Origin of the sequence: Bacteroides ilei (assembly GCF_900128495.1) — a bacterium.
GTDB classification, from domain to species: domain Bacteria; phylum Bacteroidota; class Bacteroidia; order Bacteroidales; family Bacteroidaceae; genus Phocaeicola; species Phocaeicola ilei.
The window spans coordinates 2,762,159-2,782,947 of the sequence record NZ_LT635801.1; the positions used below are offsets into that span (position 1 = coordinate 2,762,159).

17 protein-coding genes and 2 pseudogenes are annotated in these 20,789 nt (G+C 45.9%); 10 read left to right on the forward strand and 9 right to left on the reverse strand.

Features of this window, described 5'->3' with window-relative positions:
- Positions 1–17 precede the first annotated feature (17 nt).
- Positions 18–1,058, forward strand: a complete 1,041-nt coding sequence (locus tag BQ7489_RS11785) for a mannose-1-phosphate guanylyltransferase (protein ID WP_072531162.1) — start codon at positions 18–20, stop codon at positions 1,056–1,058.
- Between the two features lie 92 nt (positions 1,059–1,150).
- Here the strand turns inward: BQ7489_RS11785 and BQ7489_RS11790 are convergent.
- Positions 1,151–2,224 (reverse strand): annotated as a pseudogene (locus tag BQ7489_RS11790) (TonB-dependent receptor plug domain-containing protein); the annotation flags it as partial.
- A 117-nt stretch (positions 2,225–2,341) separates the two neighbouring features.
- On the opposite strand from BQ7489_RS11790, the gene BQ7489_RS11795 reads away from it, so the two are divergent.
- Positions 2,342–3,292, forward strand: a complete 951-nt coding sequence (locus BQ7489_RS11795) for an IS1595-like element ISPvsp1 family transposase (RefSeq protein WP_072531163.1) — start codon at positions 2,342–2,344, stop codon at positions 3,290–3,292.
- A gap of 27 nt (positions 3,293–3,319) precedes the next feature.
- Here BQ7489_RS11795 and BQ7489_RS11800 read toward each other — a convergent pair.
- The 4 genes and pseudogenes from BQ7489_RS11800 to BQ7489_RS11815 all read right to left on the reverse strand — a co-directional run.
- A pseudogene (locus tag BQ7489_RS11800) lies at positions 3,320–4,621 on the reverse strand (TonB-dependent receptor); the annotation flags it as partial.
- Positions 4,622–4,738: 117 nt separating this feature from the next.
- Positions 4,739–5,143, reverse strand: coding sequence for an HIT family protein (locus tag BQ7489_RS11805; RefSeq protein WP_072531164.1), 405 nt, complete (start codon positions 5,141–5,143; stop codon positions 4,739–4,741).
- A 51-nt stretch (positions 5,144–5,194) separates the two neighbouring features.
- Positions 5,195–5,659 (reverse strand): transcription elongation factor GreA, encoded by a 465-nt coding sequence (gene greA / locus BQ7489_RS11810; protein ID WP_072531165.1) that lies wholly within the window; start codon positions 5,657–5,659, stop codon positions 5,195–5,197.
- A gap of 189 nt (positions 5,660–5,848) precedes the next feature.
- Positions 5,849–6,994 (reverse strand): TlpA disulfide reductase family protein, encoded by a 1,146-nt coding sequence (locus tag BQ7489_RS11815; protein ID WP_072531166.1) that lies wholly within the window; start codon positions 6,992–6,994, stop codon positions 5,849–5,851.
- 447 nt (positions 6,995–7,441) lie between these two features.
- Here BQ7489_RS11815 and pnp point away from each other — a divergent pair, with 447 nt between their 5' ends.
- Positions 7,442–9,634, forward strand: coding sequence for a polyribonucleotide nucleotidyltransferase (gene pnp / locus BQ7489_RS11820; RefSeq protein ID WP_072531167.1), 2,193 nt, complete (start codon positions 7,442–7,444; stop codon positions 9,632–9,634).
- Between the two features lie 74 nt (positions 9,635–9,708).
- Here the strand turns inward: pnp and BQ7489_RS11825 are convergent, their stop codons facing one another.
- The 3 genes from BQ7489_RS11825 to BQ7489_RS11835 form a co-directional block, all read right to left on the reverse strand.
- Positions 9,709–11,070 carry a glycoside hydrolase family 43 protein gene (locus tag BQ7489_RS11825; protein WP_072531168.1) on the reverse strand — a complete coding sequence of 454 codons (1,362 nt, stop codon included), beginning with the start codon at positions 11,068–11,070 and terminating at the stop codon, positions 9,709–9,711.
- A gap of 298 nt (positions 11,071–11,368) precedes the next feature.
- Positions 11,369–11,533 (reverse strand): rubredoxin, encoded by a 165-nt coding sequence (rd, locus tag BQ7489_RS11830; protein ID WP_007570351.1) that lies wholly within the window; start codon positions 11,531–11,533, stop codon positions 11,369–11,371.
- Between the two features lie 75 nt (positions 11,534–11,608).
- On the reverse strand, positions 11,609–12,316 hold the full coding sequence (locus BQ7489_RS11835) for an SIR2 family NAD-dependent protein deacylase (RefSeq protein WP_072531169.1): 708 nt from the start codon (positions 12,314–12,316) through the stop codon (positions 11,609–11,611).
- A gap of 135 nt (positions 12,317–12,451) precedes the next feature.
- Between BQ7489_RS11835 and BQ7489_RS11840 the strand changes: the two genes are divergently transcribed.
- Both BQ7489_RS11840 and BQ7489_RS11845 read left to right on the forward strand, forming a co-directional pair.
- Complete coding sequence (locus BQ7489_RS11840) at positions 12,452–13,036, forward strand: BamJ family beta-barrel-assembly machinery protein (protein WP_072531170.1); 585 nt, start codon at positions 12,452–12,454, stop codon at positions 13,034–13,036.
- 66 nt (positions 13,037–13,102) lie between these two features.
- Complete coding sequence (locus BQ7489_RS11845; RefSeq protein WP_072531171.1) at positions 13,103–13,966, forward strand: BamJ family beta-barrel-assembly machinery protein; 864 nt, start codon at positions 13,103–13,105, stop codon at positions 13,964–13,966.
- Positions 13,967–14,118: 152 nt separating this feature from the next.
- Here the strand turns inward: BQ7489_RS11845 and BQ7489_RS11850 are convergent, their stop codons facing one another.
- Positions 14,119–15,813, reverse strand: a complete 1,695-nt coding sequence (locus BQ7489_RS11850; protein WP_072531172.1) for a Na/Pi cotransporter family protein — start codon at positions 15,811–15,813, stop codon at positions 14,119–14,121.
- A gap of 80 nt (positions 15,814–15,893) precedes the next feature.
- On the opposite strand from BQ7489_RS11850, the gene BQ7489_RS11855 reads away from it, so the two are divergent.
- The 5 genes from BQ7489_RS11855 (at position 15,894) to purE (ending at position 20,785) form a co-directional block, all read left to right on the forward strand.
- Complete coding sequence (locus BQ7489_RS11855; RefSeq protein ID WP_204352772.1) at positions 15,894–17,567, forward strand: nucleoside kinase; 1,674 nt, start codon at positions 15,894–15,896, stop codon at positions 17,565–17,567.
- Positions 17,568–17,679: 112 nt separating this feature from the next.
- Positions 17,680–19,158, forward strand: a complete 1,479-nt coding sequence (gene rpoN / locus BQ7489_RS11860) for an RNA polymerase factor sigma-54 (protein WP_072531174.1) — start codon at positions 17,680–17,682, stop codon at positions 19,156–19,158.
- A gap of 91 nt (positions 19,159–19,249) precedes the next feature.
- Positions 19,250–19,846, forward strand: coding sequence for a hypothetical protein (locus BQ7489_RS11865; RefSeq protein ID WP_072532167.1), 597 nt, complete (start codon positions 19,250–19,252; stop codon positions 19,844–19,846).
- Between the two features lie 34 nt (positions 19,847–19,880).
- The gene (gcvH, locus tag BQ7489_RS11870) at positions 19,881–20,261 is read left to right on the forward strand and encodes a glycine cleavage system protein GcvH (protein WP_072531175.1); all 381 of its coding nucleotides are present in this window, start codon (positions 19,881–19,883) and stop codon (positions 20,259–20,261) included.
- Positions 20,262–20,275: 14 nt separating this feature from the next.
- Positions 20,276–20,785, forward strand: coding sequence for a 5-(carboxyamino)imidazole ribonucleotide mutase (purE, locus tag BQ7489_RS11875; RefSeq protein WP_072531176.1), 510 nt, complete (start codon positions 20,276–20,278; stop codon positions 20,783–20,785).
- The last annotated feature ends 4 nt before the right edge of the window (positions 20,786–20,789 follow it).

The following is a 20,789-nucleotide window of genomic DNA, read 5'->3' on the forward strand; positions in this document are numbered from 1 at the left end:
AAAGTTATCCCAACACCATGAACAACAACTATTATTGTATCATTATGGCTGGAGGAATGGGAAAACGGTTCTGGCCTTACAGCAGGAAAGCGCTTCCCAAACAATTCCTCGATTTTCTCGGAACAGGACAGACGCTTCTCGAGCAGACTTTTGACAGATACAAGTATATTGTTCCACCCGAAAACATCTTCATTTCTACACACTCCGACTATAAAGATATCGTACTGCAACAGATTCCGGAAACAGACGAAAGTCATCTCATCGTCGAAAACGAAAGAAGGAACACGGCTCCTGCCATTGCATACGCTACACATATCATCCAGGAAATAAACCCTGACGCAACCATTGTCATCACTCCATGCGACCAGCTTATCCTGAAATACGAAGAATTCAAACACGATATACTGAAAGGACTTGAGTTCGCTTCAAGAAACGATAAACTGATTACCTTAGGCATCAAACCCAACCGGCCCGAGACCGGATATGGATACATCCAGATAGACGACGAAAAAGAAGAGGATTTCCATAAAGTAAAGACATTCATCGAAAAACCGGCTCTGGAGTTTGCCGAAATATTCGTACAGAGCAATGAATTCTACTGGAACTCCGGGATATTCATATGGAACGTACAAGCCATACAGAAAGCCTTCCATACACTGATGCCCGACGTATGTCCCCGTTTTGAATGTGACCATCCGGACTTCTCTTCCTGTCCGAATATCTCCATCGACTACAGCATTATGGAAAAGGCGGATAACGTATATGTGGAAATCTGTAATTTCGGATGGGCGGACCTGGGAACATGGAAAGCGCTCTATGAGGCTTCCCCGAAAGACAAAAACCGGAACGTAATTATACACAGCAATACCATTCTTGAAAACTGCAAAAACAATGTTATCATCATACCCGAAGGGAAAATAGCCGTCATACAGGATCTGGACGGATATCTGGTCGCCGCACACGACAAGGCTCTCCTTATCTGTAAAAAAGACGATCAGAATGCCATCCGCAAGTTTGTAAATGATGTGGAAATGGAATTCGGCGAAAAATATTCATAAAACAAATTTCCGACTATATTATAGCTATATATGAAATCAGACGCATTTACCGGCAACCTACCAATATACGGCCATCGGTAAATGCGTTTCTGTCAATATTCGAAAGTAATGCCTAACGTCGGCAGCAAAGTGCCGCTTTCCTGACCGATCGACTTCATCACATAACGCTGTTCCGACAACGGAGCCGAAGGATTCTCTATCACCCCGGTACTCATCCACACGTCCTGCTGTTTCAATTTGCTGCCCGTAATGTTCTGGATATCCAGATAGATGCCGAACATGCATTTCTTCCAATAGAAGACCTTGTCTACACGCACGTCTACCCTCGCATAGGCCGATAACCGCTCCGTATTGTAACGGCTGTAATCGAAATAGGCCTTTCCCTGCGCATCCCAGGCCTCCACCAATGAAGATTTATCGAGATCGTATGGCGTATAAGGCGACCCTCCTATGCAGCTCACCCTCAGTCCGGCACTCCAGTTTTTCGGGAAATTATAGGTACCCGAAGCATTCCAGATAAAACGGTTGTCCCAGGCGGACGGCACATAAGCACTTTCGCCTTCTTTTCTGAACTCACTCTTGAAGAGGGTTAGCGAGGAAGACAGATTCAGCTTTTGCCGCAATAGCCACCTGAACATCAATTCCAGTCCGTAGGAACGGCCTTCTGCACCGGATACCAGCCGCTCATTACCGATCACTCCGTAGTCATTCCCCTTACAGGACAAAGGGATTCCATCATTGACCGACAACGGCATGTGGTCATAATACTTATAGAAACCTTCCAGAGTAAGTTCCATATTTTCACCGGGACGCCATGCCAGCCCTACACTTTCCTGCGAAACGGAAATATAACGCAGATCCCGGTTTACATAATTACCATCTGTATCCTTAAAGCCTAAAGCAGTATAGGCAGGCAACTGATAATAAAGTCCCATGTTACCGCTCAGAAACCATCCGTCGGCAATCCGCCATGACACCGACATACGGGGCGACAACTGACGCCAGAGCTCCTTCATTTCATCATTGAAGTCATTCCCGTCCGTACGTACTCCCAAAGATGCGGTAAATCCTTCATCGGGCGATTCATAGTCCATGGATGCATACAACCCGTAACGCCAGAGACCCATAGCTGTACGGTATTCCAAAACCCGGGGATCCTTTATGAAAAATGAATGTCCGCAAACGTCCAAATTAGCAAAGTTTAAACAGGCTATGAGATGCCAATGCAGGCATAGGAACAGAATTTGCAGGCACTCCCTGTAAAACAATTGAAAGGAAACACAATGAATCTGCTTGACTTCTACCGTCAATATCCTGACGAAAGCTCCTGCGAGGAGGCTCTCCGTCGTTTCCGTGAACGCCACGGTCTTTTCTGTAGCCGCTGCGGCGGTTTGCGTTTGAGTTGGAATCCGAGCCACCGTTCTTGGACCTGCATGGACTGTAAGCATGAGATGACCTTGCGTTCCGGTACTGTGATGCAGGGAAGCAACCTGCCCATCCGCGACTGGTTCGCCGCCATGTACCTTCTGACGGCGACCAGACGTGCCATATCCTCCAAGGAAATCCAACGCCAACTGGGGCGCAAGCGTTACCAGCCCGTATGGGAAATGGTGCACAAGCTTCGTGACGTGATGGGCAAGCGTGACGCACGCTATAATCTTCATGGAGATGTGGAGATAGACGAAGGGTTCTTCTCCACCGAGACGCCTGAGGCTCAGAAAAACTGCCCGCTCAAACGTGGACGTGGAAGCCAGCGCAAGACATCCGTCCTTGTCATGGCTGAAAGCAGTTTCCCGGACACTCCTTCCGATAAGAAGCGGAGTACCCCTAAAATCGTGGGACACATAAAGATGGAGGTAATAGACGATTTGAAGGCTTCCACCGAAACTCCCAGGATAAAACAGGCGACAGACGGGAAGGCAAATGCCACTACGGACGGTTCCAGCACATACGCATCCCTTGAAAAGGACGGGGCAGTGGCTTCCCACAAGGCCGTTGTCATGGATGACAAGAAAAAAGTCGGAAAGGTTCTACCTTGGGTACATATCGCCATCAGCAACGCCAAGAGGAGCATCCTTGACACCTACCATGACATAAAGGCGGAATTCCTGCAACTCTACCTTAACGAATTCTGCTACAAGTTCAACCGAAGGTATTTCGGTTTTAGGCTCTTTGAGAGGTTGGAACTCTGTGCTTGCACTTATAGAGCTGAGTTTAAACATCGAATTTACTAATTGGATATTTGCGGACATTCATCTTATGAAAAGTTTCTGGTAAGTACGGTTGGTATACTGCGAGAAACCCAGTTCGATACCGGCATTCAGTTTCCAGTTTGCCCAAGACGAAGTATTTTCCATGCGCAATTTTGTTTCCTGTTCTACAGACCGCAGGTTCAAGGTCAGGTTGTCGGGAGAACTTTCATCATTATCCTTATACTTGATGTTACGGTTGTTCAGATAACTGTGGCTCAACGTAACCGACTGTACATGTTTCCCCGCATAATGCCGGTATACCCCACCTACCGTAAAGGTCTCCTGGTTTATAGTAGGGAGGTAGCTCAGCAGGTATTCACTGTCTTCCCCGTCAATATCGAAATTCAACTTCATCCGGTCTATTCCCCCCAGGCCAAGCAGCGTCAGTTCATTATGCGCATCGAACCGAGTCTTTATCTTGAACGAAGCATCGGTATAGGCCGGCAGGAAAGGCAGCCCCAAAATCTTGAACAACATCTGCAGGTACGACTGCCGTACAGACACTATATACGATGTCCGGTCGCCCAAATGTCCGTTAGAGCTCAACGAGACTTCCGACGCCCCTAAAGTTGCCTTCACCGAATTCTCCTCCATATCTCCGTCGCGAAGGCGGAAATCGAGGATGGAGCTCAAGGCATTCCCTTTACTGGCCGGAAACGCCCCGCTATAGAAATTCACACTGCGGATAAGATCGGCATCAATCAGTCCTACAGGACCGCCCGAAGCGCCTTGTGTACTGAAGTGGTTAATGTTCGGAATTTCGACACCATCCAGATAAAAACGGTTCTCGGAAGGACCGCCGCCCCGCACTATCAGGTCGTTCCGATAGCCGACCGGTGAAAAGGCGACTCCCGGGTAGTTCTGGACCACTCTTGAAATGTCCCGGTTAGCACCGGGCACCTTTTCAATTTCCTGCATGCCGATAACCCGCAGGCTTACCGGGCTTTCCGTCACCCTCGGGAAAGGAGTAGCCGTAACCGTTATACCTGCAAGTTGAGCGTCTTCCTCTTCCATTTCAATCTGAATATGAGGTGTCCGGTGGTTTACCCTGTATTCTGGTGTGAATACAGTCTTATACCCCAACATAGAAGCCTGCAACCGATAGATTCCGGGAGGTACCTGTTCTATGACAAAGTGCCCATCGGAATCGGTCGATGCCCCCACAGCCAGTCCTACCACCAGGACATTCACATATTCCAGAGGCTGGCGGCTTACCTTATCTATAACCGTACCTTCCACCCGATACGTCTGCCCCCAGACTGAAAGGACTCCCGACAGCATACACAACCACAAGACGACCCATTTTTTCATTGTGTCACGTTTTAAAATTAACAGCCTAAAGATAACTATTTTACAACCAAAAGGCATAAAAAAAGTCATCCTTTTCAGGATGACTTTTCACTTTATATCAAACAAGGAGTTATCTGATTATGCCTTACCTTCCCAGGCTTTATTGATAGCTTCAGCTATAGACTTGAATTCTTCACTAGTCAGTTCCAGCTTCGGATTCGAAAACAACATATCCGACTCCTTCTGCATCGGAATCAGATGGATATGCGCATGAGGTACTTCCAGACCGATTACGGCTTCACCCACTTTACGGCACGGAAAAACCTTCTGGATAGCCAGTGCCACATGTTTGGCAAACACATGCATGGCGGCCAGCTCTTCATCGCTCAAGTCATAGATATAGTCCACTTCACGTTTCGGGACCACCAACGTATGCCCCTTCACCAGCGGATTGATATCCAGGAATGCATAAAACTTGTCATCCTCAGCCACCTTGTAGCTAGGGATTTCTCCTGCAATAATTTTACTGAATATTGTTGCCATAATTTATAAATTAAGAAGGCAGACCGGCACAAAAGCCGGCCTGCCTGACGGTTAAAATGATATTCCTGTAATTTCCAGACTGATTTTACCTTGCGGGATAGTGATTTCGGCCACGTCACCCACCTTCTTGCCCAACAGACCCTGGGCAATCGGGGTGTTTACGGAAATCTTGCCTTCCTTCAGGTTCGCTTCAGTTTCCGATACGATGGTATAGGCCATCTTCATTCCATTCTTCACATTCTTCAGTTCTACACGTGACAGAATCTGCACAGTATCGGCCTTCAACTTGGATGTATCGATAATCTTGGCATCACCGATAGTAGCCTTCAACTGGTTAATCTTCATTTCCAACAGCCCTTGAGCTTCCTTCGCCGCATCGTATTCGGCATTTTCCGACAAGTCACCCTTATCACGTGCCTCCGCAATGGCGGCCACAATTCTCGGACGCTCTACCGATTCCAGGCGCTTTAATTCGGCAACCAGTTTCTGGTAGCCCTCTTCTGACATATAAGCCATAATGATTCCTCCTTAAAATATTCGTTATTAAATTAAATTTTATTTATTCTCTTTCCTATAAAACAAAAAAGAATCCCGGCACATCAAGATATGCCGGAACCCTTCCTTCATATGATTTATGGCAAAGGTAGCCTTTTTTATGATAACCACAAGTACCTTAGCCAACTATTTTACATGCTTTTCAACATGTTATAATAAATTCTTAATTGCCGCTTCCACATCAACCTTTTCATCCAGACGCTGCGTCAGCTCGTTGTTACGGTTCACCAGGAACGAAGTAGGCAACTGCTGTACACCATAAAGGCGGACATAAGTGGAATAAGGTCCTTGAGGATCGCGGACACAGATCCACGGCAGATTGTCGGCCGCCGTCTTCCAATAGTGCTCGTCAGTATCGAACGAAATCTGATAGATTTCCAGACCTTGCGGCGCATACTTGTCATACAGCTCACGCAAAAGCAGGTTACGTGCTCCCGACTGTGCATCGCCGTAAACGGTAAAGTCTATCAGAACCACCTTTCCCTTCAAGTCTGTCAGGTGACGGGTATTTCCGTCAATATCCTTCAAAGGAATATCGATGATAGACGTTTCCTGAATCTTGTCGGCAGGTATTTCCAAAGGTTTCACTTCAGGAGTACGGGTATTCTTCATACCTTTGATTACCATATTATATAGGTTACGCGAACGGTCGGCATGCGGATACATGTTGGTCAGGCTGGTAGCTACAGCAGCAAAACACTTCACGTCATCCTTGCTGTTCAACGGATCGAAAATCATATAACCGTTCAGTTCCTGAAACAAAGCAAAATAGGCATAAGCCTTATTCGGCTCTTTGTAGATATAATTACGCTTTACATTGTTTTTATAGGCATCTACCAGCACAGCAATACTGTCACGAGCAATTCCGATAGGCATTCCAGCCTTGGCCACTTCGTTCACCTTTTCCTGAAGGGCAGCCTGCAGTCCAACCAGTTCCTTGATTTTCGTATTGTTTTCGGAACCTTCAATCTGGTAATCCGTAGCGAAATTATTGAAATCGGCCTTTACACTGACTGTTTCCGTTGAATCGACAGAAAAATTGATGACTTTATCTTCAATCCGGAGACGGTAGAATTCAGGAGATTCAGGACGGGTTCCCGAGAACTTGAAGGAACCTCCATCATCAAGCTTGGCAGAATCCAGGGCAACGATACCTTCCAGTCCGGTCTGTTCAAAATAGAGCATCTTGTCAGCAGCATCGGTCACGGAACCTTGCACTTTAAAAGCAGGCTCGTTGTTGCAGGCAGTAAAGCCTGTCAACAACAGCGCTGCGGCGATATAAGCATTTCTTTTCATTGCTAGATTAATATTAACTTAATTTTGTGATGCAAAGATACGGCTTTTCATGACTTCACAAAGTTTTTAAGGTAAGTTATTGAAAGAAAAGAAAAAACTTTCTACATGACGGAAGGCAGGATACCGGCAGCCATATGTATGTCGACGTCGGGAAAATCATCTTATCACCCAAGTGATAAAATCTTTTCACTCCAGTGATAATATCTTATCACCTATGTGATGAGTTCTTTTCACCCTAGTGATAAGATAATTATTCCTTCTGTAAAGAATCATACAGCAAGGTATGGCCCGGCACCGTTATCCGGAATCTTTCCGAAGCACAGTCTTCCGGATTGTAACAAAACCACATTTTATAGAAACTTTTCTCTCATTTTCACCCGATTAGTCCAAATATATTTGTACCTTTGGCACGAATTTTTAAGATGAAAATTATTTAATCCAAATTTTATGATCAATCCTATTGTTAAGACGATCGAGTTAGGCGATGGAAGAACCATCACCCTCGAAACGGGAAAGCTAGCAAAACAGGCAGATGGTGCTGTAATGCTACGCATGGGTAATACCATGTTGCTGGCTACTGTTTGTGCAGCAAAAGATGCAGTTCCCGGTACTGATTTTATGCCTCTGCAGGTAGAGTATAAAGAGAAATATTCGGCATTCGGACGTTTCCCGGGTGGCTTTACCAAACGTGAAGGCAAAGCTTCTGACTATGAAATCCTGACCTGCCGTCTGGTTGACCGCGCTCTCCGTCCGTTATTCCCGGACAATTTCCATGCAGAAGTTTACGTAAACATTATTCTTTTCTCGGCAGACGGCGTAGACATGCCCGATGCATTGGCTGGTTTGGCAGCTTCAGCAGCTTTGGCTGTATCAGATATACCGTTCGGCGGACCGATTTCTGAAGTACGTGTAGCACGTATCGACGGTAAATTCGTAATCGATCCGACTTTCGAAGAACTGAAACGCGCTGATATGGACTTGATGGTAGCCGCTACCTACGAAAACATCATGATGGTAGAAGGTGAGATGAACGAAGTGAGCGAACAGGATTTGCTGGAAGCAATGAAATGTGCGCACGAAGCCATCAAGGTTCATTGCAAGGCACAGATGGAACTGATGGAAGAAGTCGGTTCTACACAGAAACGTGAATACTGTCACGAAGAAAATGACGAAGACCTCCGCAAGGCTGTACACGATGCCTGCTACGACAAGGCATATGCCATCGCTCAGTCGGGTAACAAGAACAAGCACGAACGCGAAGACGCCTTCACTGCCATCTGTGACGAATTCAAGGCACAGTTCACCGAAGAAGAACTGGAAGAAAAAGGTCCGATGATTGACCGTTACTACCATGACGTGGAAAAAGAGGCTATGCGCCGTTGCATCCTTGACGAAGGCAAACGTCTGGACGGCCGTACTACCACCGAGATCCGTCCGATCTGGTGTGAAGTAAGTCCGCTGCCAGGTCCTCACGGTTCTTCTATCTTCACCCGTGGTGAAACACAGTCACTGAGTACAGTCACATTGGGTACCAAACTCGATGAAAAGATTGTAGACGACGTACTCGACCAGCATAAGGAACGCTTCCTGCTACACTACAACTTCCCTCCGTTCTCTACAGGTGAAGCCAAGGCACAGCGCGGTGTAGGCCGTCGTGAAATCGGTCACGGCCATCTGGCATGGCGTGCGTTGAAGGGACAGATCCCTGCCGATTACCCTTACTGCATACGTGTGGTTTCCGATATTCTGGAATCAAACGGTTCCTCTTCAATGGCTACGGTATGTGCCGGTACACTGGCATTGATGGATGCAGGTGTACCTATCAAGAATCCGGTATCTGGTATTGCAATGGGATTGATCAAGAATCCGGGCGAAGAGAAATACGCTGTATTGTCTGATATTCTGGGCGACGAAGACCACCTGGGCGATATGGACTTCAAGGTAACAGGAACAAAGAACGGTATCACCGCCACCCAGATGGATATCAAGTGTGACGGCCTGACATACGACATCCTTGAAAAGGCGCTGTTACAGGCAAAACAGGGACGTGAATACATTCTGGGCAAACTTACCGAATGTATTGCCGAACCTCGTCCTGAACTGAAACCTCACGCTCCACGTATCGAGACCATGACTATTCCTAAGGAATTTATCGGTGCCGTAATCGGCCCGGGCGGTAAGATTATCCAGGGCATGCAGGAAGAGACCGGTGCAACCATCACCATCGAGGAAATTGACGGAGTGGGCCGCATCGAAATTTCCGGCAACAACAAAAAATCCATCGATGACGCCATGCGTCTCATCAAAGGTATCGTAGCCGTTCCGGAAGTAGGTGAAGTCTACATGGGTAAGGTACGCTCAATCATGCCTTACGGCGCATTCGTTGAATTCCTCCCGGGCAAAGACGGTTTGCTGCACATTTCTGAAATCGACTGGAAACGTCTGGAGACAATCGAAGAAGCCGGACTGAAGGAAGGTGACGAAATCGAAGTCAAGCTGTTGGATATTGACCCGAAGACAGGCAAGTTCAAACTTTCGCACAAGGTACTGACTCCGAAACCGGAAGGAATGCCTGAAGGTAACGGAAACAACCGTCCGAAACGTGAGCACAAGCCTCAACAGCACAAAGAACAGAAATAAGGAGTTCTCTATAAAAAACAAAGGCTGAAGTCAATGACTTCAGCCTTTGTTTTTTATATCCCGACTTCGGATATTTATTTCTGCGCCTGAAACATCCAATAGTCAAAATACATCAAACGACCGGGTTTATTGCCTTTACATACGAAATACAGGTCGTGCACACCGCTCACCCCAGCTATGTCTGAAGAAACCAGCGCCCAACGGTCATCACCTCCTGTCATAGGAACATCTACAGTAGCCAGCAGATTGCCTTGCGGATTATCCAGACGGACTTCCATCGTAACACCTCCGTTGTGCGTAGTCCCTAACCGGGCCATAAACTTTGACGCACCCTTCGCACGGAAATCAACATCTCTTACCTTTATATAGGCTCCGTCTTTCATGGCGTTGACAAATACGCCCACTTCCTTGTTCTGACCAGCTTTCATTCCTTCCGAAAAAGCCATGGTCTCGGCCTCTGTCTTCCGGTACGGATTCAAGGTCTCAAGACCTTTTTCTATCCCTGCCGTCATCTTCATAGGCACCAGTGTTCCGTCTTTATTGAATTCGGCTTTCTGTACACAAACGGAACGGGTAAAACCGCTGCCACCCGGCAGTGCACCGTTGTGATAAAACAAGTACGTGGACCCTTTATAGTCTACAATACCCGGATGGTTGGTAAAGCTGCCGCCCTCGGTAGGCATCAGCGTACCGCCATATTTCCACGGGCCCACAGGACTCTTGCTCATCGAATATCCCAGGTGTTCGGGAATAGGCCCTCCCGCCCAAAGCAAGTAATACCAGTCATTGTGCCTATACAGCCAAGGCCCTTCCTCATACAATGTAGGACGTTCGGCAACATTCCCTTCCCGTTTACCGAAAGATTCTACGGTCATCGGGACACGGACAATGTCGCCCGAATACGAAATCATGTCCTCATTCAGCTTCACATAGTAACAGAACGGGTTACCCCAATACAGATAAGCCTGACCGTCATCGTCAATCATTACAGTAGGATCAATATCACCCTTTCCGCTGCTTACCAACGGCTTGCCCAACGCATCATAGAAAGGTCCGTACGGGCTGTCTGACACAGCCACACCGATGGCCCCACCTCCTTGTCGCATCGTTACAGGAACGTATGCATAGAATTTCCCGTCACGCTCCACGCATTGCATGGCCCAGGCATCACCCTTGGCCCAACTGAAGGTCTTATACGAAAGCACTGCTCCATGATCGGTCCAGTTAACCATATCGGTCGTAGTATACAGCTTCCAGTCGTTCATGACAAACCACGTAGAAGCATCTTCATCATGACTGGTATAAAGATACAGCGTACCGTTATATGCCATCGGTGCCGGATCGGCCGTGTAATGTGTCTGCACAATCGGATTCTGCGCATATACAGACGCAGCCAGCAACCCGAAGGATAAAAATAAAAATCCTTTTTTCATCATAGTTTAATGGTAATATAAAGTTTAACATACAGGTTTGTTCTCACATAGTTCAGAAATAAGGGAAACGTCCGGTGACCGAATGAAGAACTTAAAGAAAGGACTTCAACATTGGATTATAACATTTAGACACCTGGCACCGTGTTTCCGCAGTTAAAGGTACATAAATTTATAATATCTACGACAGAAGAAGATACTAAAAAATAAAGATGGATGTCCGGTCAAAATCCAGGAATCATACAAAATAAGGGAGACCTGCATGACAGCAGACCTCCCTTCTACTCCTTATATGTACTGAGAATTATTCTTCTACAGGCTGGAAATCTTCTTTTCCAACACCACAAACCGGGCAAACCCAATCTTCCGGAATATCCTCAAAAGCTGTACCTGGAGCGATTCCACCTTCAGGATCACCTACTTCTGGATCATAAACCCAATCACAGACAGTGCAAATGTACTTTTTCATAATTTCGTTGCAATTTAATTTTTAGTGTTACTAAGTTTGTTTCAATTACAGAAAACAAATATAGGGAAAATATGTTCACTCCCTATCATTTAATAACAATTTTTTCAATTCTTCCATTCCAGCAGAAGCTCCTTTCTGTATTACATGGACTTTCCGGCCCGAGGCAATGGTCACTTCCTTAGGATCAATAAGGTAAACAGGTACATGCTCCGGTACATAATTAAGGAGTCCGGCTGCCGGATACACATTCAAGGATGTCCCGATGATTACAAAAATATCGGCCTGTTCTACTATTTCTATGGCAGTCTCAATCATAGGAACAGGCTCGCCGAACCATACGATAAACGGACGGAGCTGCGACCCGTCGGCCGCCTTGTCGCCGATCTTTACCTCACAATTACCGGCCGACAGTTCCCTGATGCAACGCGGATCGTTCGGATTCCGGCTGGACGTCACTTTCATCAGTTCTCCATGCAGATGAATCACATGATGGCTGCCGGCACGTTCATGCAGATTATCCACATTCTGGGTCACAATCCTTACATCGAAATACTTTTCCATCCCGGCAAGCAGCTCATGACCTCTGTTCGGTTTGGCCGCCAGCAATTCCCTGCGCCGCTGGTTATAGAAATCAATGACCAGCTTCGGATTTGCCGCATACCCCTCAGGCGTCGCCACCTGTTCCACCGGATAACGGTCCCATAGGCCGCCCGAATCACGGAATGTACTGATCCCACTCTCGGCACTCATGCCCGCGCCTGTAAGCACTACTAGCTTTTTCATATCCAAATCCTTTCTTTTTAGTTAGATGACACAAAAATAAGAATTTTTAATCGCCTAAAGAAGTTCATATTCAAAGAAAAAAGATACCTTTGCGAAATTGAAATTGACAATCATTTTTTAATTTAAGACAACTATATGGATAAATTCAGTTACGCCATCGGCCTGGGCATAGGCCAGAACCTGCTTAGCATGGGCGCACGCAACATCGATGTAAACGATTTTGCACAGGCTATCAAAGACGTATTAGAGGGAAACAAGACAGCTATCACCCACACAGAAGCCCGCGAAATAGTAAACAAATATTTCACAGAGCTGGAAGAAAAGATCAACGCTGAAAATATAGCCAAAGGAAAAGCATTCCTGGAAGAAAACAAGAAGAACCCGAAAATAGTAACCTTACCTAGCGGACTGCAGTACGAAGTCATCAAAGAAGGTAACGGCAAGAAACCGAAAGCAACCGACCGTGTACGCTGCCACTACGAAGGGACCTTGATTGACGGAACATTGTTCGACAGCTCCATCAAGCGCGGTGAACCTGCAGTATTCGGTGTAAACCAGGTAATCAAAGGATGGGTAGAAGCCTTGCAGCTGATGTCGGAAGGCGCCAAATGGAAACTCTACATTCCGTCAGAGCTTGCCTACGGAGCCCAAGGAGCAGGCGAACTGATTCCACCCCACAGCACGCTGATTTTTGAAGTAGAGCTCATCGAAGTGCTGTAACAGACGGGAAAAACTTCTTTTTAAAGACGTAAAAATTATCATTCTATAAAATTTTAACTGAAGCAAATGAAAAAAAGTACTGTTTTAATGATGTTTGCAGCCGCAGCAGGCTTGGCATCATGTACTGCTCAAGGCCCCAAAGCAAACATGAAGAGTGACATTGACTCACTTTCATACATGATGGGGGTAAGTAACACACAAGGTTTGAAAGAATATGTAATGGGCCGTCTGGGAGTTGACTCAGCCTATATGGCCGATTTCGTAAAAGGTCTTGAACAAGGTGTGAAAGAAACTGATGCAAAAGAAAAGGCTTATATGGCCGGTATGCAGATCGGACAACAGATCAGCGGTGATATGTTCGAAGCCATCAACAACCAGCTGTTCAACGGCGACAGCCTGCAGAGCCTGAATAAGGAAAACTTCTTGGCTGGTTTTATTGCAGCTGTACAGGAAAAGAGCATCGTATCAGCTGATTCAGCAAGTATGTACGTACGCGCCAGAGCCGAAGTCATCAAAGAAAACTCAATGAAGCAGAAATATGCCGACTATATCAAGAAGAACGAAGACTTCCTGGCACAGAACAAGAGCAAAGAAGGTGTAAAGGTTACTCCAAGCGGTCTGCAGTATAAGATCATCACTGAAGGTAAAGGTGAAATTCCTGCCGATACTTCAAGAGTAAAGGTACACTATAAAGGAACTTTGATTGACGGAACTCAGTTCGACAGTTCTTACGACCGTAAAGAACCTACTACATTCCGTGCCAACCAAGTGATCAAAGGATGGACAGAAGCATTGACCATGATGCCTGTAGGTTCAAAATGGGAACTGTACATTCCAGCTGAATTAGGTTACGGTTCACGTGAAGCCGGTCAGATCAAACCGTTCTCTACTTTGATTTTTGAAGTTGAGCTGTTAAGCATCGAAAAATAATACGGAACATTATAAAAAGAGGTAAGAAACTATATTCTCACCTCAAAACAAAAAGGTATTGTCTGCGGATCAGATCCTGTAAAGACAATACCTTTTTTCATATCCTTTAGAAAATCCTGGAATCATTTCCCTCCCGCAAGACGGGAAACGGATCAAGGCTTCTTTTCCTTCACATCCGAATGAGCCTCTACTACATTTACCACATAATCGCCAAGTTTCTCACATTCGGCTATAATGTCCATATAATAAACCCCCATCTGATAGCTGTATTTTTTGTCGTTCACATCAATCACATTCTGTTCCTTCAGCTGTGTCCGGTAATTGTTGATTTCATTCTCGATATTAAACGACTTGTTCACATCGACCGTATGATGTACATCTTCAACCAGCTCAATCATCTGCGTCAAGGCCCTGTCAGTCAGATTAAACATCTGATGAATATGTGCATACTGCTTCTCCGTAAAATCCACAGTCCCTCTATGCTTATGGTTAATGGTACGGGCCAGATTATAGCAACTGTCACCGATACTTTCTATTTCCGTCACTTCACGAAGCATTCCACGGATCTGTAGCTTACTTTCAGAACTTAACCGCCCTTCGGATACCTGATTCAGGTAATTGGCGATCTCGACCTCCATATTGTCACTGATAGTCTCATATTTTTCGATCCGGCTGAACAGTTTGTTGAAATCGGCCTCATTATCAGTATGAAGCAGATCATTCACCATACGGAACATACGCTGAATCCTTTCTCCGAACAGATTGATTTCCTTCCGGGCCTGTAGAATAGACAACTCTGCCGTAGAAAGCATACCGCCGGTAATGAACTGCAGGCGATACTCTTCTTCCTGCTCTTTTTGCGGGATGATTTTACATACAGTCTTTTCTATCAGTTTGACAAACCATATCAGGATCAATACATTACATACATTAAAGCAGGTATGGAACGCTGAGAGCTTGAATGATACGGCAACCCCGTCGGCTTCGCTCACTTTCATGACATCGGTAACGAACCAGCCTACCATAGAAAGGAAAGGCTTGAACAGGATCAATACCCATATTACGCCGAACACGTTGAACATCAGATGCGCCATTGCAGCCCGCCGTGCCTGCGTATTGGCTGTCAAGGCGGCCAGATTGGCCGTAATGGTAGTACCGATATTCTCACCGAGTACCAACGCAGCACCCAGTTCATAACTGATCCACCCGTTGGCACACATAATCAATGTAATGGCCATCGTCGCAGCCGAAGCCTGTACAATCATGGTCAGTACCGTACCAATCAAGACAAAAAGTATGACAGAAAAGAATCCCATACCGGTATAGTTCTGCACAAAAGCCAGCATATCCGGATTCTGGCTCAGATCGGGAGCATTCGTCTTCAGCAGGTTCAACCCCATAAACAGGAATGCGAAGCCGAAAATGAATTCACCGACAGACTTTCGTGTACTTTTTTTAGAGAATAGAAGTGGAATTCCGATGGCCAGAAGAGGCAGTGAGAAAGCGGAAATATCGACCTTAAAGCCGAGAGCAGAGATAATCCATGCGGTTACGGTTGTTCCGATATTGGCACCCATAATTACACCGATAGACTGGGACAATGTCAAGAGACCTGCATTGACAAAACTGACAACCATCACCGTTGTGGCCGAGGAAGACTGGATAAGAGCGGTTATCAGCATACCCGTCAAGACTCCCGTCACCCGGTTTGTAGTCATTGCCGTGAGAATACTACGAAGCCGGTCTCCCGCAAACTTCTGCAAGCCCTCACTCATGATTTTCATTCCATAAAGGAATAGCGCAAGCGAACCGAGCAGCGCTAAAAAATCATAAAAAGTATATTCCATTTATAATTAATTAAATCGAAGATGGGCTTTTTACTGTTTATTGAGTAATTTAACTGCCCAAACATCCGTTAGTAACACATATTACATTTATGCTACAAATATATTGCAAAAATACCAATTCTACAAAAGAATTTCCCGGGGGGAGCACTCTTTTAGACATTTACAAAGGTTTCGAATTAGATATGCCCTATGGACCGATCAGTGCCAAAGTCAACAACAAGGTTGAAGGACTGAACTATAACGTATATTACAACAAAGATGTCGAATTTCTGGATATCACCAGTGCTTCGGGCATGCGCACCTATGTCCGCTCTCTCTGCTTTATCCTGGTCAAGGCTGTAGAAGAGCTTTATCCTAAAGGAAGCATATCGCTGGAACACCCTGTATCCAAAGGATATTTCTGCAACCTGAATATCGGCAGAGAAACTACACTGGACGATGTGAGCCGGATCAAAAGGAAAATGCAGGAAATTATCGATGCCGACATCCCGTACGAACGGATTGAATGTCATACTACCAAGGCCGTAGAGCTCTTCCGCCGCCAGGGAATGGAAGACAAGGCCCGGCTTCTGGAAACTTCAGGACAACTCTACTCCTATTATAACAAACTGGGGGATACTATTGACAGCTATTACGGAAGTCTGGCCCCCAGCACAGGCTACATACGCACTTTCGATATCGTGAAATACTACGACGGACTGCTGCTCCGTATTCCCAACCGTCAGAACCCTACAAAAATAGAAGATGTAGTCAAACAGGAAAAGATGCTCGACGTCTTTCAGGAATATCACCGGTGGAACAAGATCATGGGCATTGCAACCGTAGGTGATTTCAATATAGCCTGCAATGAAGGCCATGCTACAGATCTGATCAAAGTATCGGAAGCACTGCAGGAAAAGAAAATCGCCCGCATAGCCGATGAAATAGCAAGCCGGAACCTGAACGGAGAACGAGTAAAGCTGGTATTGATAGCCGGACCGTCGTCTTCCGGAAAAACCACGTTCAGCAAAAGGCTGAGTATTCAGCTGATGACCAATGGAATACGCCCGTATCCGATCTCATTGGACGACTATTTCGTAAACCGGGAAGACACTCCGATAGACGAAAACGGTAACCATGACTTTGAATCACTCTACGCACTGGATATCCCTTTCTTCGAATCGCAACTGAAAGCCTTGTTGGCCGGAGAAGAAATAGAACTGCCACGATTCAACTTTACGACAGGCAAACGGGAGGCCAGCGGGAAAAAGCTGCGTATCGGTGACAACATGATCCTGATACTGGAAGGTATCCATGCGCTGAATCCGGCCCTCACGCCCAACATCCCGGCAGTCAATAAATACAAGATCTATGTATCGGCACTGACCACCATACTTCTGGACAACCATAATTATATACCGACAACCGACAACCGCCTGCTCCGCCGCATTATCCGCGACTACAAATACCGCAACTATTCGGCCGAAGACACGATCCTGCGCTGGGAAAGTGTGCGGGCTGGAGAAGACAAATGGATCTTCCCTTATCAGGAAAACGCCGACGCCATGTTCAACTCGGCCCTGCTTTTCGAACTGGCCGTCCTCAAAGACTACGTAGAACCGATACTGAGGAAAGTACCGAACAGCAATCCCGCCTACTCGGAAGCGCACAGGCTGCTCCGGTTCCTGGCCTATTTCGTATCTGTCCCGGCCAATGAAATTCCTCCTACATCTTTATTGCGCGAATTTCTGGGAGGAAGCAGTTTCGAATACTGATTCAGCCGTTATAGAAGACTTATTGGAACCGGCAGATAAATAAATTCGGCAAAAGATATCCATTCCGTGCCTAATTTCATTATTTTTGCGATAACAAAAACTAAAATATCATATGGCAATCAATTCACGTCAAGTACAAACACAGAGCCAACAGCAAGTCCAGACGTTATCACCACAACAGATTCTGGTAGTGAAACTGCTGGAGTTACCGACTGTGGAACTGGAAGAACGCATCCATTCCGAGTTACTTGACAATCCTGCACTGGAAGAAGGGAAAGAGCCGGCAGAAGAATCTGAACATGAAGACAACTATGAGGAAGGAAGTGGAGAAGAAGACAATGCCGACTATAATAATGAAGACCTATCGTTAGGTGATTACCGTTCGGAAGATGATATACCCGACTATAAGTTGCAGGAAAACAACCGTTCACAGGACGATAAGCCGGAAGAAATACCGTTTTCTGACAGCATTTCATTTTATGAAACGCTGAAAGAGCAGCTCGACATGCAGAATCTGACACCGGAAGAGAAGCAATTGGGAGAGTATCTGATAGGATCTCTGGATGACGACGGACTCCTGCGCAAAAGTATGGACACGCTGATTGATGAACTGGCCATATACCAAGGGATATCGACGACTCCAGAAAAACTGGAACATGTCTTATCGATTATCCAGGATTTCGACCCGGCGGGAATCGGTGCACGCAACCTGCAGGAGTGTCTGTTATTACAGATCCGGCGTAAAGAAGATTCTCCGCTTAAACAGATAGAATATGATATCATCAGCAAATGTTGTGACGATTTCACCAAGAAAAACAAGGAAAAGATACTGCAGAAGCTGAACATCACTGAAGAACAATATAACAAGGCTGTAGCCGAACTGGTCAAGCTAAATCCACGTCCGGGAAGCTCGATGGGCGAAGCTATAGGCAAGAACTTCCAGCAGATCATTCCCGACTTCATTGTCGAGACAGAAGAAGACGGAAGTATCAACCTGAGCCTGAACAACAAGAATATCCCGGAACTCCGCCTTAGCCGTGAATTTACGGACATGCTTGAAGAACATACACGCAACAAGGCCAACCAAAGCAAGGAATCAAAAGATGCCCTGATGTTTCTGAAGCAGAAGGTTGATGCGGCACAAGGTTTCATCAATGCGGTAAAACAACGCCAGCAGACCTTACTGAATACCATGCAGGCCATTATAGATCTTCAACGGCCGTTCTTCCAGGAAGGCGACGAATCCCTTCTCCGTCCCATGATCCTGAAAGACGTTGCGGAAAGAGCCCACCTGGACATATCTACCGTATCACGGGTAAGCAACAGCAAATACGTACAGACCAATTACGGGATCTACTCCTTAAAATTCTTCTTCAGCGATGGATACACGACCGAAACAGGTGAAGAACTTTCTGTACGTGAAATCAAACGCATCCTGAAAGAGTGTGTAACCAACGAGAATAAGGAAAAACCTTATACCGACGATGAACTGGCCGATATTCTGAAGTCAAAAGGTTATCCGATAGCCCGACGGACGGTTGCCAAATATCGCCAGCAGCTCAATATACCTGTAGCAAGATTAAGAAGATAATATAAAAATGGAAGAGACAAACATACCCGACCAGCTGACCTACCATGAACCGGAGCCTAAGGCACAACAAGCCCCACAAGATCCGTTGTATATGGCCTCACGGATCATCTCGGCCATATTCACTCCCTTCATGGCCCCTATTGTCGCGTTCCTGATCCTGTTCTTTTTCTCTTATCTCCGTATTCTGCCGCTTGGCTATAAGCTCAGGGTACTGCTCATGGTGTATTGCTTTACAGTACTACTCCCCATGATAGGAATCTATCTGTTACATAAGGTAAACGGATGGACCTTGCATGAACTTTCTTATAGAGAGAAACGGTTTATTCCTTATGGACTGACCATCCTAAGCTATATAGGATGCCTGCTGACGATGTACCGCATCCATCTTCCCCGCTATATGGGAGGAATTATCATTGCGTCCTTGCTCTGTATGGTAATCTGTACCATTATCAACATAAAATGGAAAATCAGCACCCATATGGCAAGTTGCGGCATGATTATTGGTGGATCATTGTCTTTCAGCCTTATCTTCCAGTTCAACCCTACTTGGTGGCTTTGCCTGTTTATCCTGCTGGCGGGAATGTTAGGTTCGGCACGGATTATCCTCCGTCAACACACACTGAATGAAGTGACGGGAGGTTTTTTTGTCGGATTGTTTTGTGGAATCATAGGAATTTTGTTTATTTGAATCTATATATTAACCTCTTAAAAAAGTAAGATTTATGAATTACCCAACTAATGTAAAGTATACGAACGAACATGAATGGATTCGTCTGGAAGGAGAAGAAGCATATGTAGGTATTACAGACTACGCACAAGATCAATTAGGTGACATTGTTTTCGTTGACATCACAACAGAAGGAGAAACACTTGAAAAAGGTGAGACATTCGGCACCATTGAAGTTGTAAAGACAGTTTCTGACCTGTTTATGCCTATCGGAGGCCAGGTTCTGGAAATCAATCCGGATCTGGAAGAACATCCCGAACTTGTAAACCAGGATCCTTACGGAAAAGGATGGCTGATCCGAATCAAGCCAACCGACACAGCCGAAATGGATGAATTACTGGATGCCGAAGCATACAAACAGATCATTAACGAGTAAATATTGGAAAGAGCATGAAACCAACTGTAAGTATCATCATGGGCAGCACCTCCGACCTTCCAGTTATGGAAAAGGCAGCCAAATTGCTTGACGAAATGCAAGTCCCGTTTGAGATGAATGCCCTTTCGGCACACCGTACTCCGGCCGAAGTAGAAAAATTCGCAAAAGAGGCTGCCGGACGTGGTATTAAGGTCATCATTGCAGCGGCTGGCATGGCAGCAGCATTACCAGGGGTCATCGCAGCCAATACGACACTTCCTGTCATTGGGGTCCCTGTAAAAGGTTCGGTCCTCGACGGAGTTGACGCTCTTTATTCCATCATCCAGATGCCTCCCGGTATCCCGGTTGCAACCGTTGCCATTAACGGAGCCATGAATGCAGCAATTCTGGCTGTCCAGATATTGGCATTAGCCGATACGGAACTTGCCAAGAAATTTGCAGCCTATAAAGAAGGGCTGAAAAATAAGATCGTCAAAGCAAACGAAGAACTGAAAGAAGTCAAATACGCTTACAAGACAAATTAAATTA